A 14,632-nucleotide genomic window follows, 5' to 3' on the forward strand; every position below is an offset into this window, starting at 1 on the left:
CGCGTACGACCTGGCTGAGGAGCCCACCCGATGAGCACCCCGTTCTACGTCTCGCCCGAGCAGATGATGAAGGACCGGGCCGACTTCGCCCGCAAGGGCATCGCCCGGGGCCGTTCGGTCGTCGTGGTCCAGTACGCCGACGGCGTGCTGTTCGCCTCGGAGAACCCGTCCAAGGCACTGCACAAGGTCTCCGAGATCTACGACCGCATCGCCTTCGCCGCGGTCGGTCGCTACAACGAGTTCGAGAACCTGCGCATCGCGGGCGTCCGGCTGGCCGACATGCGGGGCTACTCGTACGACCGCCGCGACGTCACCGGTCGCGGGCTCGCCAACGCCTACGCCCAGACCCTGGGTGCCGTCTTCAGCTCCGCGGCCGAGAAGCCGTACGAGGTCGAGCTCTTCGTCGCGGAGATTGGCGACGAGGCCTCCCAGGACCAGGTCTACCGGCTGACCTACGACGGCCAGGTGGCCGACGAGCACGGCTACGCCGTGATGGGTGGTGCGGCCGACGTCGTCGCTGGGCACCTCAAGGAGCACTACCGCCCGGGCGCCTCCCTCGAGGAGACCGTGCGTCTCGCGGTCGCGGCGCTGGGCCACTCCGAGCAGGGCGACCGGACCATCGGCGTCGACGACCTCGAGGTGGCCGTCCTCGACCGCACCCGCAGCCAGGTGCGCAAGTTCCACCGGCTGCGTCCCGAACGCGTGGCGGCGATGCTCGGGGGCGTCCCCACCGAGGCCCCGGCTGACACGGTCCCCCCGGTCGACGCCTGACCGAGCCGCTCACCACGACGCCCCTTGTCGCCGCCACGGCGCGACCAGGGGGCGTCGTGGTGCTGCCCAACGTGTGGTGCGTGGTCCTAGGGTGGGGTCATGGACCGCAGGATCTTGGGCATCGAGAACGAGTACGGCGTCACGTGCACGTTCGAGGGTCAGCGCCGGCTCAGTCCTGACGAGGTGGCCCGCTACCTCTTCCGCAAGGTCGTCGCCTGGGGGCGCAGCAGCAACGTCTTCCTGGCCAACGGCGCCCGCCTCTACCTCGACGTCGGCAGCCACCCGGAGTACGCCACGCCCGAGTGCGACTCCGTCGAGGACCTGGTGGCCCACGACAAGGCGGGGGAGCGGATCCTCGAGGACCTGATGCTCGACGCCCAGTCGCGGCTGGAGGACGAGGGCATCAAGGGAGACATCTACCTCTTCAAGAACAACACCGACTCCGGGGGCAACTCCTACGGGTGCCACGAGAACTACCTGATCTCGCGCCAGGGTGAGTTCTCCGCGGTGGCCGACGTCCTGATCCCCTTCCTGGTGTCGCGGCAGATCATCGTCGGTGCCGGCAAGGTCGTGCAGACGCCGCGTGGCGCGACGTACGCGGTCTCCCAGCGCGCCGAGCACATCTGGGAGGGCGTCTCCAGCGCGACGACGCGCAGCCGGCCGATCATCAACACCCGCGACGAGCCGCACGCCGACGCCGAGCGCTACCGCCGGCTGCACGTGATCGTGGGCGACTCGAACATGAGCGAGACCACCACCATGCTCAAGGTGGCCAGCTGCGAGCTGGTGCTGCGGATGATCGAGGACGGGGTCGTGATGCGCGACCTCACCCTGGAGAACCCGATCCGCGCCATCCGCGAGATGTCCTACGACATGACGGGGCGGCGTACGGTGCGCCTGGCCAACGGCCGCGAGGCGAGCGCCGTCGACATCCAGGCCGAGTACCTCGGCCGGGCCCTCGACTACGTCGACCGCCGCGGCGTGCGCACCCCGACGATCGACCGGGTGCTCGACCTGTGGGAGCGCACCCTCAAGGCCGTCGACTCCGACGACCTCAGCATGGTCGAGCGTGAGATCGACTGGGTGATCAAGTACCGGCTGATCGAGCGCTACCGCGCCACCCACGACCTGCCGCTGGGCCACCCGCGAATCGCCCAGCTCGACCTGGCGTACCACGACATCCGACGCGACCGCGGCCTCTTCCAGCTGCTCCAGAAGCGGGGCGCCGTCGCCCGGGTGACCGACGACGCGACGATCGACGCCGCCAAGAACGTCCCGCCCCAGACCACGCGCGCCAAGCTGCGGGGCGAGTTCATTCGCCGGGCCCAGGAGCAGAACCGCGACTTCACGGTCGACTGGGTGCACCTCAAGCTCAACGACCAGGCGCAGCGCACCGTGCTGTGCAAGGACCCCTTCCGCTCGGAGGACGAGCGCGTCGAGCGGCTCATCGCCGGCATGTGAGGCGCGTCCACGGCCAACTCTCAGGTCGTGCGGCTAGTGTGGCCCCGCGCTGTGAACCCATCGAAAGGCAACACCTGTGTCTCCTCGCCGCACCCTGTCCGCCGCTCTGCTGAGCCTCAGCCTCCTGACCCTCGCCGCGTGCGGGGACGACGAGGCGAAGTCCGGCCAGGGCCTCGACGCCGTCGCCATCGAGGCTGAGCCCGGCAAGGCCCCTGAGGTCGACTTCGAGAAGAAGCTCGACCCGGAGAAGCTCGAGACCGAGGTCCTGGTCGAGGGCGACGGTGACACCACCAAGGTCGGCGACATGATCACCGCCTACATCTGGATCGGCAACGGCTTCGACAAGAAGGAAGTCCTCAACACCTACGAGGCCGGCGAGCCCGAGCAGCTGGAGCTGGTCGACGAGCTCCTGCCGGGCCTCAAGAAGGGCCTGATCGGCCAGAAGGTCGGCTCGGTGGTCGCCATCGCGGCCCCGGCCAAGGACGCCTTCGGCGAGGGCGGTCGCCCCGACATGGGCATCGGTGACGGCGACAGCGTGCTCTTCGTGACCGAGATCGTCTCCAAGCTCACCGAGAAGGAGGCCGCCAAGGCCAAGGCCGAGCAGGAGAAGGCCGCCAAGGAGGCCGAGAAGGCGCAGAAGCAGGCCGAGAAGAAGGCTGCCGCCACCCAGAAGAAGGTCGACCAGGCGAAGAAGAAGGCCCCCAAGGAGGCCAAGGGCAAGAAGGTCAAGCCCGCCGCCTGGGCGCCGAAGGTGACCTACAAGAAGGGTCAGGTCCCGGTCTTCGACTTCTCGGGCAAGCCCGAGCCGACCGGCAAGCTCCAGGTCACCCAGCTGATCCAGGGCAACGGCCCCAAGGTGAAGTCCGGCCAGACCCTCATCGTCCACTACGTGGGCCAGGTCTTCGGGGCCAAGGAGCCCTTCGACTCCTCCTACAGCCGCAACGACGCCGCGACCTTCCCGATCGGCGTGGGCCAGGTCGTCCAGGGCTGGGACAAGTCCCTGGTGGGCCAGAAGGTCGGCAGCCGCGTGATCGTCCAGATCCCGCCGGAGCTGGGCTACGGCGAGAACGGCAACGAGGGCGCCGGCATCAAGGGCACCGACACGATCGTCTTCGCCGTCGACATCCTCGGCGCGGTCTGAGACCACCGACGAGCCACCGGCCGTGTCCGCCCGACGCAGTGAACGCCTGCTCAACCTGCTGATCATGCTGTTGGTGCAGCGTCGCTACGTGCCCAAGGAGCGCATCCGCGAGCTCCTCTACCCCGACCAGGGGGCCGACGCCTTCGACCGCATGTTCGACCGGGACAAGGAGGAGCTGCGGGCGCTCGGCGTCCCGATCGAGGTCGGGTCGCTGTCGGCCTTCCACGAGGACGAGCTGGGCTACCGGATCCGTCCCGACGACCTTGCCCTGCCGGAGATCAGCCTGACGGCCGAGGAGGCCTCGGTGCTGACCCTGGCGGGCAAGGTCTGGCACCACGCCAACCTGGCCGACACGACCGCGGCGGCGCTGCGCAAGCTGATGCCCGCGCTGCCCTCCGAGGAGGCCGAGCCCCCACCGCTGGTCCGGCCGGTGATCGAGGCCGAGGAGCCCAGCTTCGACGACTTCTGGGACGCCATCCAGGACCGACGTACGGTCTCCTTCGCCTACCGCAAGACCGGCCTGCCCGAGCCGACCCAGCGCCACGTCGAGCCCTGGGGTCTCTTCCGGCAGTCCGGACGCTGGTACGTCGTCGGCCGCGACACCGACGTGGGGGAGCAGCGGGTCTTCCGCCTCTCTCGGGTCGTCGGGGCGTGCAAGGTCGGCAAGTCCGTCGACGCCTTCCGGGTGCCCGCCGACCTCGACCTGCGCCAGGTCGTCGAGCGCTTCCAACCGCGCGACGAGACGGCCGAGGCCCAGGTGCTGCTGCGCCCGGGCAGCGGCCACGGGCTGCGCCGGCAGGGGACGGTCGTCGCCACCGACGTGATCGGCCCCGACGGCAGTGACGCCTGGGAGCGGCTGACGGTGCGCGGCAGCGTACGCACGCTCGCCGACGAGGTGCTGAGCGTCGGCCCGCGCGCCTACGTCGAGGCGCCCGACTCCTTGCGTGACGACGTACGCCGTCGCCTCACCGCGCTGGTCGGGACGACGGGGAGCAGCGATGAGCCGCGCTGGCACCGGCGCCCGCGACCAGGTCGCCCGCCTCCTGGCCCTCGTCCCGTTGCTGCACAGCCGCCGGGGGCTCAACCTCGCGGAGGCCGCGACGCTCCTGGGCACCACCCCCGAGCAGGTCCGCAAGGACCTCAAGGTGCTGTGGATGTGCGGACTGCCCGGCGGCCTCACCGACGACCTCATCGACGTCGACATGGAGGCCTTCGAGGAGGAGGGCGCCCAAGGTGTCATCCACGTCGCCAACGCCGACTACCTGTCGCGCCCCGTGCGTCTCTCGGCCACCGAGGCGACCGCGCTCGTCGTCGCGCTGCGCGCCGTCCGGGACTCCTCGCCCGAGGAGACCCGCGCCATCGTCGACACCGTGATCGCCAAGCTCGAGGTCGCGGCGGCCTCGGAGCGCTCGCAGGTGGAGGTCGCCCCGACCCCCGTCGAGGCGTCGCCGGTCCGCGCCGCCATCCAGCAGGCGCTCGACGCCGGCGCCCAGCTCCGCCTCACCTACTGGGTCGCCTCACGCGACGAGGTGGGCGAGCGGGTCGTCGACCCGCTGCGCCTCGCCTCCGTCAACGGCGTCGACTACCTCCAGGCGTGGTGCCACCGGGCGGAGGGCACCCGGATCTTCCGCCTGGACCGGACCGAGCAGGCCGAGGTGCTCGACGCGCCTGTGCTGATGCACCCCAGCGACTCCGAGGAGCCGCTGTCGGTCGCCCTGTTCACCACCTCGCCCGACGCCACCACCGTCACCCTCCGTCTGGCACCGGAGGCGCGCTGGGTCCCGGAGTACTACCCTGTGGACGACGTCCGCCACCTGCCCGACGGCTTCCTCGAGGTCGACCTGAAGGTCGTGGACCTCAGCTGGCTCCACCAGCTGGTCCTGCGCCTCGCGCCCCATGCGACGGTCCTCGGGCCGGCACACGTGGCGGCAACCGTCCAGCGTTCTGCGATGGACACCTTGTCCCTCTACACCTGATCCGGAGCGTACGATCACCGATGACGTTCCCCACACCCAAGGACTGACATGAACCTGTACGTGGTTCCCGCCGTGATGGGCCTCGGCCCGACCGAGCTCATCATCATCGCCCTGGTCATCGTCCTGCTCTTCGGCGCCTCCAAGCTGCCGGAGCTCGCGCGCGGCAGTGGCCGGGCGCTGCGGATCTTCAAGGCCGAGACCAAGGGCCTGAGGGACGGCGACGAGAAGATCTCCGCCGAGCAGGTCGACGACGACGTCATCGACGTGGACTCGCCCCGCCGCGACGACAACGCCTGACCGCGGCGGTGCTGCGCGGATTCCTGGGCCTGCTGAGCAGCAAGCCCCAGCACCCCACCGGTCCCGACGGGCGGATGCCGCTCGGTGACCACCTGAGGGAGCTGCGCGCCCGCTTGCTGCGCGCGGTGCTGGTCTTCATCGCCGTCTTCATCGTCTCGCTGTTCTTCTACGAGGACCTCCTCGAGCTCGTCATGCGGCCCTACAACGACGCCCGCGAGGTGCTCGGCCAGTCCGTCGAGACCAAGGCCTACGTCAAGGGCGCCACTGGCCCGCTGCTGCTCCAGCTCAAGCTCTGCGCAGTCGCCTCGATCGTCATCACGAGCCCGTACTGGCTCTACCAGATCTGGGCCTTCATCGTGCCCGGTCTGCACCGCCACGAGAAGAAGTGGTCGCGCATCTTCGCGGCCGTGGCCGGGCCGCTCTTCCTGGCAGGCGTGGCCATGGGCTACTACGTGCTCCCCAAGGGCCTCGAGGTGCTGATCGGCTTCACGCCGGCGGCCATGGAGAACCTCGTCGAGTTCGGCGAGTACTTCTCGTTCTTCACCCGCATGCTGCTGGTCTTCGGTGTGGCCTTCGAGATCCCGCTCTTCGTGGTCATGCTGAGCCTGGCTGGCATCGTGAGCGGCAAGACCCTGGGGCGCTACCGGCCGTGGATCATCGTCGGCACCTTCATCTTCGCCGCGGTCGCGACCCCCTCCACCGACCCCTTCTCCATGCTGATGCTGGCCCTGCCGATGCTCATGCTCTTCATGGCAGCCGAGATCCTGGCTCGCATCATCGACCGCTTCCGTGGTCGCAGGAAGGCGGCGGCCAACCAGTGGGCTGACGACGAGCTCTCCCCGCTGTGACCTCAGCGCCGCTGCACCTCGTCGAGTCGGACCCCTTCGACCTGCCCGAGTGGCTGGGGGAGCGCGACGTTGTGTGGCGCCCCGAGCGCGGGCTGCGGACCGGGCACCTGGTGCCGGGCCACCTCTTCTCGCCCTCCGGCGTCGAGGTCGTCCCGGTCGCCTGCGACCTGCTCGCCGTCGACGAGGCCTACCCCGTCCCGGTGACGGGGCCCGAGGTCCGCGTGCGCGCCCACCAGGTGTGGAGGCACGGACAGGTGTTGCTCACCACCCACGGCGAGCGCCTCACCCTGGCGGTCCCGGGCACCGAGTTCAGCGCCGACCTTGCGCTGGAGTGCCTCGACCGGCTCGCGCTGGCCGTGGGCGCCTCACCCGACAACTACTCGGCCCTGCTGCGGATCGGGCAGCGCCGCGGACGCGGAAGGCGTTCCACGGGTTAGTGTCCCTCGCGTGAGCGCCCCCATCCGCGAAGTCGCCCTGATCGCCAATCCGTCGTCGGGGCGTGGCCGAGGGGGGCGTGTGCGCACCCAGGTGGCGGCCCGGCTCAGGGCCGGCGGTCTTCGCGTCCGAGACCTCTGGGCCCGCGACCCGGAGCACTTCGTCGAGCTGGCTCGGGCTGCCGTGCGTGACGGCGTCGACGGCCTCGTCGTCTGTGGCGGTGACGGGACCTTCCACCTCGGACTCCAGGCCGTCGCTGGCACCGACACCCCCATCGGCCTCGTCCCGGCGGGCACGGGCAACGACGTGGCCCGCTACTTCGGCGTCCCGCGGCGCGACCCCGACGCCGCCGCCGACCTCGTCGTGGCCGGGCGTACGCGGAGCAGCGACCTCGCTCGCACCGGCGACCGCTGGTTCATGACCGTGCTCGCTGCCGGTTTCGACGCCGTGGTCAACGAGCGCGCCAACCGGATGACCTGGCCCCGTGGGCAGATGCGCTACAACATCGCCACCGTCGCCGAGCTGCGGACCTTCTCGCCGCTGCCCTACGTGCTCGACCTCGACGGCACCACCGTCGAGCTCGACGCGATGCTGGTGGCGGTCGGCAACGGGCCCTCCTTCGGCGGGGGCCTGCGGATCTGTGAGGGCGCTGACCTGCACGACGGGCTCCTCGACGTGGTGGTGATCAAGCCGCTGTCCCGACTCGAGCTGGTGCGCACCTACCCGAAGCTCTTCTCGGGCACCCACGTCACGCACCCGCAGTACGAGCACCACCGGGTCCGCCGCGTCACCGTGGCCGCCCCCGGCGTGGTCGGTTATGCGGACGGGGAGAGACTGGGAGCGCTGCCGTTGACCGTCGAGTGCGTCCCCGACGCTGTGAAGGTGTTCTCATGAGCTCTCCCTCCGAGGCGTACTCCAAGTTCCGTGCCGGGCGCGCCCACCCGGCCGTGGCCGAGTTCGTCGACCTCTACCCCTTCGGGCTCGACGACTTCCAGGTCCGCGCCTGCCGCGAGATCGAGGACGGCCACGGCGTCCTGGTCGCCGCGCCGACCGGGTCCGGCAAGACCGTGGTGGGCGAGTTCGCCGTCCACCTCGCGCTGCGCGAGGGGCGCAAGTGCTTCTACACGACCCCCATCAAGGCGCTGTCGAACCAGAAGTACCACGACCTCGTGGCCCGTCACGGCAGCGAGAACGTCGGCCTGCTGACCGGCGACAACTCGGTGAACGGCGAGGCGCCCATCGTCGTGATGACCACCGAGGTCCTGCGCAACATGCTGTACGCGGGGTCCCGCACGCTGCTGCAGCTCGGCTACGTGGTGATGGACGAGGTGCACTACCTGGCCGACCGTTCCCGTGGTGCCGTGTGGGAGGAGGTCATCATCCACCTGCCCGAGTCGGTGCAGGTCGTCTCCCTCTCGGCCACCGTCTCCAACGCCGAGGAGTTCGGCGAGTGGCTGCAGACCGTGCGCGGATCGACCACGACGATCGTCGAGGAGAAGCGGCCGGTCCCGCTCTTCCAGCACGTGATGCTCGGGCGTCGCATCCTCGACCTGTTCGCGAGCTCCGACGTCGACGCCAGCGCCGGCTTCGTCAAGGAGGGGGCGCCGGTCAACGGTGAGCTCCTGCGGGTCGCCCGTGACGACTTCGCCAGCGCACGCCTGATGCGCGACCGCCGCGCACCCAAGGGCAAGGGGCGCCCCTCGGGCGGACGACAGGTGGGCAACGGCCGGCGCGTCTGGATCCCGAGCCGCGTCGACGTCGTCGACCGGCTGGAGCGGGAGAACCTGCTCCCGGCCATCGTCTTCATCTTCAGCCGCGTGGGCTGCGACGCGGCGGTCTCGCAGCTGCTCCAGGCCAACGTACGTCTCACGTCGCCCGAGGAGCGCGACGCCATCTACGAGATCGCCCAGGAGACCGCGCGCTCCCTGCCGGCCGAGGACCTCTCCGTCCTGGGCTACCACGAGTTCCTGGAGGGGCTCACCCGCGGCGTCGCCGCCCACCACGCCGGGATGCTGCCAGCCTTCAAGCACCTCGTCGAGCAGCTCTTCGTACGAGGCCTGGTCAAGGTCGTCTTCGCGACCGAGACCTTGGCGCTGGGCATCAACATGCCCGCCCGCACGGTCGTCATCGAGAAGCTCTCGAAGTGGAACGGCGAGACGCACGCCGACCTGTCGCCGGGGGAGTACACCCAGCTCACCGGACGCGCCGGACGGCGCGGGCTCGACGTCGAGGGCCACGCAGTCGTCCTGTGGCAGCCGGGCATGAACCCCGCCGAGCTCGCGGGCCTCGCCTCCACCCGCACCTACCCGCTCCGTTCGTCCTTCAGGCCGTCGTACAACATGGCGGTCAACCTCGTGCACCAGTTCGGCCGCGAACGCTCCCGCGAGCTGTTGGAGCTCTCCTTCGCGCAGTTCCAGGCCGACCGTGCCGTCGTCGGCCTCGCGCGCCAGCTGCGCAAGGCCGAGGAGGCGCTCGACGGCTACGCCGAGGCGGCGACCTGCCACGTCGGCGACTTCATGGAGTACGCAGCGTTGCGGCGGGAGATCTCCGACGTCGAGAAGGCAGCCTCCCGGGCGCGCCGTGCGGACCGCAGGGCCGAGGCGATGGCCTCGCTCGCCACCCTGCGCACCGGTGACGTGATCGAGGTGCCGGCCGGCAAGTTCTCGGGGTGGGCGGTCGTGGTCGACCCGGGCCTGGGCAACCCTGACGAGCCGCGCCCCTACGTGCTCACCCTGGACCGCCACGCACGCCGTCTCGCGCCGATGGACTTCCCGGTGCCGGTGGAGGCGCGGACCAGGCTCAAGGTGCCGAGGGCGTTCAACGGCCGCAACCCGGCCAACCGACGTGACCTGGCGATGGCCCTCCAGGCCCGGGTGAAGGGTCTCGAGCGGAGCCGGCCGCGCAAGGGCGGCGGCAGTGACCCGGCGGTGGACGCCCAGCTCGACGAGCTGCGACGTCGGCTCAAGACGCACCCGTGCCACCAGTGCCCCGAGCGGGAGGATCACAGCCGCTGGGCCGAGCGTTGGTTCAAGCTCTCGCGTGACGCCGACACGCTCCGCCGTCGGGTCGAGAACCGCACCAACACCGTCGCCCGCACCTTCGACCGCGTCTGTACGGTCCTGACGGCGCTGCACTACCTCGACGGCGACACCGTCACCGAGCGTGGGCGGCACCTGATGCGGATCCACTCCGAGCTTGACCTGGTGGCTGCGGAGGCCCTGCGCGAGGGCACCTGGGAGAACCTCACACCGGCCGAGCTGGCCGGGGCGCTCTCGGCCCTCGTCTTCGAGGCGCGGCGTGCCGACGAGGGCTCGGCGCCTCGCGAGGCCAACGCGGCGGTCCAGCAGGCGTTGCGCGACACGGTCCGGCTGTGGCGCGAGCTCGACCACCTGGAGAAGGACCACCACCTCGACTTCCTGCGCCAGCCCGACCCTGGGTTCGCCTGGGCGGCCTGGCGCTGGGCCGAGGGTGACGACCTGGACGACATCCTGGACGGGACCGGGCTGTCGGCCGGTGACTTCGTGCGGCTGGTCAAGCAGCTGCTCGACCTGACCGGCCAGATCGCCGAGGCGGCGGTGGGCACGCCGCTGCGGCGCACGGCGCGGGAGACGACCCAGCTGCGCCGCGGGGTGGTCGCGCTCTCCATGGCGGGGGAGTGACGGGCGCCGAAAGGCGTCGGAGGGGTGTGGCAGGCTGACCGCCATGAGCGACCAGCGCCTCCTCCTGCTCGACACCGCGTCGTTGTACTTCCGCGCCTTCTTCGGCGTCCCCGACACGATGAAGGCGCCCGACGGCACGCCGGTCAACGCCGTGCGCGGGCTGATGGACTTCATCACCCGCCTGGTCGAGGAGTACGAGCCCACGCACCTGGTCTGCTGCTGGGACGACGACTGGCGCCCGCAGTGGCGCGTCGACCTCGTGCCGACGTACAAGTCGCACCGCGTCGTCGAGGAGGTGCCGGGGCCGGCCCCCGACGTCGAGGAGGTGCCCGACCCGCTGCAGGTCCAGGTGCCGATCATCCGCGACGTCCTGGCTGCGTACGGGATCGCGGTGCGAGGCGTGCCCGCGATGGAGGCCGACGACGTGATCGGCACGCTGGCCACCGACGCCGGAATGCCCGTCGACATCGTCACCGGTGACCGCGACCTCTTCCAGCTCGTCGACGACCCCGCCGAGGTGCGGGTGCTCTACACGGCGCGCGGGGTGGGCCGCCACGAGCGGGTCGACGAGGAGTGGGTGCGCGCGAAGTACGGCGTCGAGGCCCACCAGTACGCCGCCTTCGCCACGATGCGGGGCGACGCCTCCGACGGCCTCCCGGGCGTGGCAGGCGTGGGGGAGAAGACGGCTGCCGCGCTGCTCGCCCAGTTCGGTTCCCTGGACGCGATCGTGGCGGCCGCCCAGGACGACGCCTCCGCGATGGCGCCCGGGCCCCGGCGCAAGGTGCTGGCCGCCCTCGACTACCTGGCCGTCGCTCCCACCGTCGTCGCGGTCCGTCGCGACCTCGACGTCGACCGCTCCGGGCTGGAGCGGCCGAGGGGCGCTGCCTCCCCGGAGATGGTCGTGGAGCTGGAGGCGGCCTGGGGCCTTGGCTCATCGGTCGAACGGTTGAACGCCGCGCTCTCCTGAGCGCATTACCCTGACCCCGTGAACTCTCCGCAGATCGAAGCCACCGACCGCCAGATCCTTCGTTGCTGGCTGGCGACGGCCGGATGTCTTTCACCGCGCTCGGGAAGGCCACCGGGCTGTCGACCTCGGCGGTGCACCAGCGGGTGAAGCGGCTCGAGCAGCGCGGGTGATCAAGGGCTACGGCGCCACGATCGACCACGAGCAGCTCGGACGTTCACTCACGGCCTTCGTGTCGATCACGCCGTTCGACCCGTCGCAGCCCGACGACACCCCCGAGCGGCTGCGCGACCTCGCCGAGGTCGAGTCGTGCTGGTCGGTGGCGGGCGCCGAGTCCTACATCCTCAAGATCCGGGTGGAGAACCCGTCCGCGCTGGAGGACCTGCTCGCCAGGATCCGGGCCGCCGCCAACGTCGCGACCCGGACCACCGTGGTCCTGACGACCTTCTTCGAGAACCGCCCCGCCGAGTGAGGCACGTGGGTGCCCACGGCACCCACGTGTGGGCTCACGACTGGTTGGCCGACCACCACCGGCGCCCCTCCTCGGGGAGCGTGTGGATCGGGTCGTAGTAGGGGTAGGGACGCGCCAGGGCGTCGTCCCCTCCTCGAGGGCGGTCAGGTAGTTCTTCGTCCAGTACGAGACGCCGCGCTCGGTGTCGTACGAGTGGACCTGGTGCACCCAGCGCTTGCCGACGAACGGCACGTCGCAGACGATGCGCGGTGTGGCGAAGCCCGGCAGGTATCCCATGATCTCGTGCTGCAGCGACTGGGCCTGGGCCACCGAGACCCGCCAGTGCTCGGCGTTGGGGATCATGTCGCACATGTAGAAGTAGTACGGCGTGACGCCGGCGTCGTCGAGCAGGGCGAAGCTCAGGTCGAGCAGGTCGTGGGCAGTGGTGTTCACCCCGTCGAGCAGGACGCCCTGGTTGCGCACGTCGCGCAGCCCCGCGTCGAGCACCGCGCGGGATGCCTTGGCGACCAGGGGGGTGACCTGGTTGGCGTGGTTGGTGTGGGTGTGCAGGGCGAGCTGGACACCGCGTGACTTGGCCACGTCGCAGACCCGCGCGAGCCCGTCGAGCAGGCGGGGCTCCAGCCAGTGCTGGGGCAGGCCGATCAGCGCCTTCGTCGCCAGGCGTACGTCACGGATCGACTCGACGGTCAGGAGCTCCATCAGGAAGGACTCCAGCCGCGGCCACGGCATGTTGGCCACGTCGCCGCCGGAGACCACCACGTCGCGGACCCCGGGGGTGGCGCGCAGGTGGTCGAGCATCGCGGCCAGGCGGTCGACGGGCTTCGCGGTGAACTTCAGCTTCTCCACCGTCGGGGTCGAGGTGCCCACCAGGTCCATGCGGGTGCAGTGGCCGCAGTACTGGGGGCAGGTGGGCAGCAGCTCGGCCAGCACCTTCGTTGGGTAGCGGTGGGTGAGTCCCTCGACCGCCCACATGTCGTGCTCGTGGAGCGAGTCGCGGGTGGCGAGGGGGTGCGACGGCCAGTCGCTGCGCCGGTCGGAGTGCACCGGGATCATGTAGCGACGGACCGGGTCGGCATGGAAGGCCTCGGTCCACGACCCCGCACCGCTCGCCTCCACGGTGGGCACCATCGTGTTGACCATGTGCGGCGGCACGAGCATCGACATCGTCGCGAACTCGCGGCGGTCGCGCTCCAGGTCGTCGTAGAAGCTGTCGGCGACCCGGTCGCCCAGGACCGCCCGCAGCTGGGCGGGATCCTTCACGCAGTGGGCGCGCTGCCACTGCACGTCGGTCCACTCCGCCTCCGTCACCGCGCTCCAGCCGGGGAAGCGACGCCAGTCGGGCTCGACGAGCGCACGCCGGGCGTACGAGTAGGGCTGCGGCGGGCGGTGGGCAACGGGGGCAGTGGTCATCGAAGGGCCTCCTCGACACGCGGGACCGTGCCGTGTTCGTGATTGTGATCCATCTCTCGTTCTGCCAGAGTAGGCGTAGATCCTGCGGCTTGACTATTCATACGCCGCAAGTCTTTTTGTTTGCGAGTAGATCAGGAGAAGCAATGGCGCTGGATCTCGCAGCCGACCCGCTCGGCCTGCACCGCGTCCTCGACGGGGCGCTGCTCCCGCAGGCCGCCCGACGACTGGACCCCCGACCCGAGCTGTGGCCGGACGAGGTCCGGGTCCGGGTCGAGCGGCTCAACCTCGACGCGGCGTCGCTGCACCAGCTGCGGCAGGCCCACGACGACGACCCCGACGCCGTGCGCGCCGCCGTGCGCGAGATCATCGCCAGCCGCGGCAAGATGCAGAACCCGGTGACCGGCTCCGGCGGGATGCTCCTCGGCACGGTGGAGGAGGTCGGTCCTGACTCGCCCCTCGGCCTGGAGGTGGGCGACCGGATCGCCTCCCTGGTCTCCCTGACGCTCACCCCGCTGGTGGTCCACGACGCCCTGGCCCTCTGGGACGGACGGAGCGAGCAGGTGCCCTGCTCGGGCCACGCGATCCTCTTCGGACGCTCGGTGGCAGCCGTCCTGCCCGACGACCTGCCCGAGTCCCTCAGCCTGGCCGTGATGGACGTCTGCGGCGCCCCGGCCCTCGTACGCCGCGTGGTCACCCAGCACCGGACGTCGTACGCGAAGGACCCGGTCGTGCTCGTGCTCGGCGCCGCGGGCAAGTCGGGCTCGCTGTCCGTCGCCGCCGCACGCGAGGCAGGCGCGGGACGCGTCGTCGGCCTCGTGCCCACCCGCCAGGAGGCCCACCAGCTGGAGCAGGCCGACCTCTGCGACGACGTCGTGGTCGCCGACGCCCGTGAACCGCTCGCGGTGCGCGACGCCGTGCGGGAGGCGACCGGAGGGCAGGCCGACGTCACGGTCGTCTGCGTCGACGTGCCCGACTGCGAGGGTGGCGCCATCCTTGCCACCGCCGACGGCGGCACCATCGTCTTCTTCTCCATGGCCACCTCCTTCTCCGCGGCTGCGCTGGGCGCCGAGGGGATGGCCGCCGACGTCACCATGCTGATCGGCAACGGCTTCGTGCCCGGCCACAGCGACTACGCGCTCCACCTCGTCCGTTCCGTCCCGGGAGTGCGCTCCCTCTTCGAGAGGAGGCACCCGTGAAC

General features: G+C 70.7%; 13 protein-coding genes and 1 pseudogene. All 14 read left to right on the forward strand.

The annotated features are described in order from the left end of the window. Nucleotides 1-30: 30 nt before the first annotated feature. Nucleotides 31-771 carry a proteasome subunit alpha gene (prcA, locus tag E2C04_RS09060; RefSeq protein ID WP_135832344.1) on the forward strand — a complete coding sequence of 247 codons (741 nt, stop codon included), beginning with the start codon at nucleotides 31-33 and terminating at the stop codon, nucleotides 769-771. Between the two features lie 99 nt (nucleotides 772-870). Next, complete coding sequence (pafA, locus tag E2C04_RS09065) at nucleotides 871-2,232, forward strand: Pup--protein ligase (RefSeq protein ID WP_135832345.1); 1,362 nt, start codon at nucleotides 871-873, stop codon at nucleotides 2,230-2,232. A 76-nt stretch (nucleotides 2,233-2,308) separates the two neighbouring features. Further along, the gene (locus E2C04_RS18080) at nucleotides 2,309-3,373 is read left to right on the forward strand and encodes an FKBP-type peptidyl-prolyl cis-trans isomerase (RefSeq protein WP_170213501.1); all 1,065 of its coding nucleotides are present in this window, start codon (nucleotides 2,309-2,311) and stop codon (nucleotides 3,371-3,373) included. Nucleotides 3,374-3,752: 379 nt separating this feature from the next. Then, nucleotides 3,753-4,289: pseudogene (locus E2C04_RS19695) on the forward strand (helix-turn-helix transcriptional regulator); the annotation flags it as partial. 82 nt (nucleotides 4,290-4,371) lie between these two features. Further along, complete coding sequence (locus E2C04_RS09080; protein ID WP_135832346.1) at nucleotides 4,372-5,349, forward strand: helix-turn-helix transcriptional regulator; 978 nt, start codon at nucleotides 4,372-4,374, stop codon at nucleotides 5,347-5,349. A 48-nt stretch (nucleotides 5,350-5,397) separates the two neighbouring features. Next, complete coding sequence (locus E2C04_RS09085; RefSeq protein ID WP_229721609.1) at nucleotides 5,398-5,646, forward strand: Sec-independent protein translocase subunit TatA; 249 nt, start codon at nucleotides 5,398-5,400, stop codon at nucleotides 5,644-5,646. Nucleotides 5,647-5,654: 8 nt separating this feature from the next. Further along, entirely contained in the window at nucleotides 5,655-6,494 is an 840-nt protein-coding gene (gene tatC / locus E2C04_RS09090) for a twin-arginine translocase subunit TatC (protein ID WP_229721608.1), read from the forward strand. After that, nucleotides 6,491-6,931, forward strand: coding sequence for a hypothetical protein (locus E2C04_RS09095; protein ID WP_135832347.1), 441 nt, complete (start codon nucleotides 6,491-6,493; stop codon nucleotides 6,929-6,931). The genes tatC and E2C04_RS09095 overlap by 4 nt, the downstream gene beginning before the upstream one ends. Before the next feature lie 10 nt (nucleotides 6,932-6,941). Then, the gene (locus E2C04_RS09100; RefSeq protein ID WP_229721607.1) at nucleotides 6,942-7,823 is read left to right on the forward strand and encodes a diacylglycerol kinase; all 882 of its coding nucleotides are present in this window, start codon (nucleotides 6,942-6,944) and stop codon (nucleotides 7,821-7,823) included. Further along, nucleotides 7,820-10,588 (forward strand): DEAD/DEAH box helicase, encoded by a 2,769-nt coding sequence (locus E2C04_RS09105; protein ID WP_135832348.1) that lies wholly within the window; start codon nucleotides 7,820-7,822, stop codon nucleotides 10,586-10,588. The genes E2C04_RS09100 and E2C04_RS09105 overlap by 4 nt, the downstream gene beginning before the upstream one ends. A gap of 43 nt (nucleotides 10,589-10,631) precedes the next feature. Beyond that, complete coding sequence (locus E2C04_RS09110; protein ID WP_135832349.1) at nucleotides 10,632-11,555, forward strand: 5'-3' exonuclease; 924 nt, start codon at nucleotides 10,632-10,634, stop codon at nucleotides 11,553-11,555. A gap of 83 nt (nucleotides 11,556-11,638) precedes the next feature. Next, nucleotides 11,639-11,725, forward strand: coding sequence for an AsnC family transcriptional regulator (locus tag E2C04_RS22310; RefSeq protein WP_275106581.1), 87 nt, complete (start codon nucleotides 11,639-11,641; stop codon nucleotides 11,723-11,725). 59 nt (nucleotides 11,726-11,784) lie between these two features. Beyond that, nucleotides 11,785-12,024: an Lrp/AsnC ligand binding domain-containing protein gene (locus E2C04_RS22315; RefSeq protein WP_275106582.1), complete on the forward strand. Its 240-nt coding sequence runs from the start codon at nucleotides 11,785-11,787 to the stop codon at nucleotides 12,022-12,024. A gap of 1,553 nt (nucleotides 12,025-13,577) precedes the next feature. Continuing rightward, on the forward strand, nucleotides 13,578-14,630 hold the full coding sequence (gene kdd, locus E2C04_RS09125; protein WP_135832350.1) for an L-erythro-3,5-diaminohexanoate dehydrogenase: 1,053 nt from the start codon (nucleotides 13,578-13,580) through the stop codon (nucleotides 14,628-14,630). Nucleotides 14,631-14,632 lie beyond the last annotated feature (2 nt).

This window comes from Nocardioides daphniae (assembly GCF_004777465.1).
Lineage (GTDB): Bacteria > Actinomycetota > Actinomycetes > Propionibacteriales > Nocardioidaceae > Nocardioides > Nocardioides daphniae.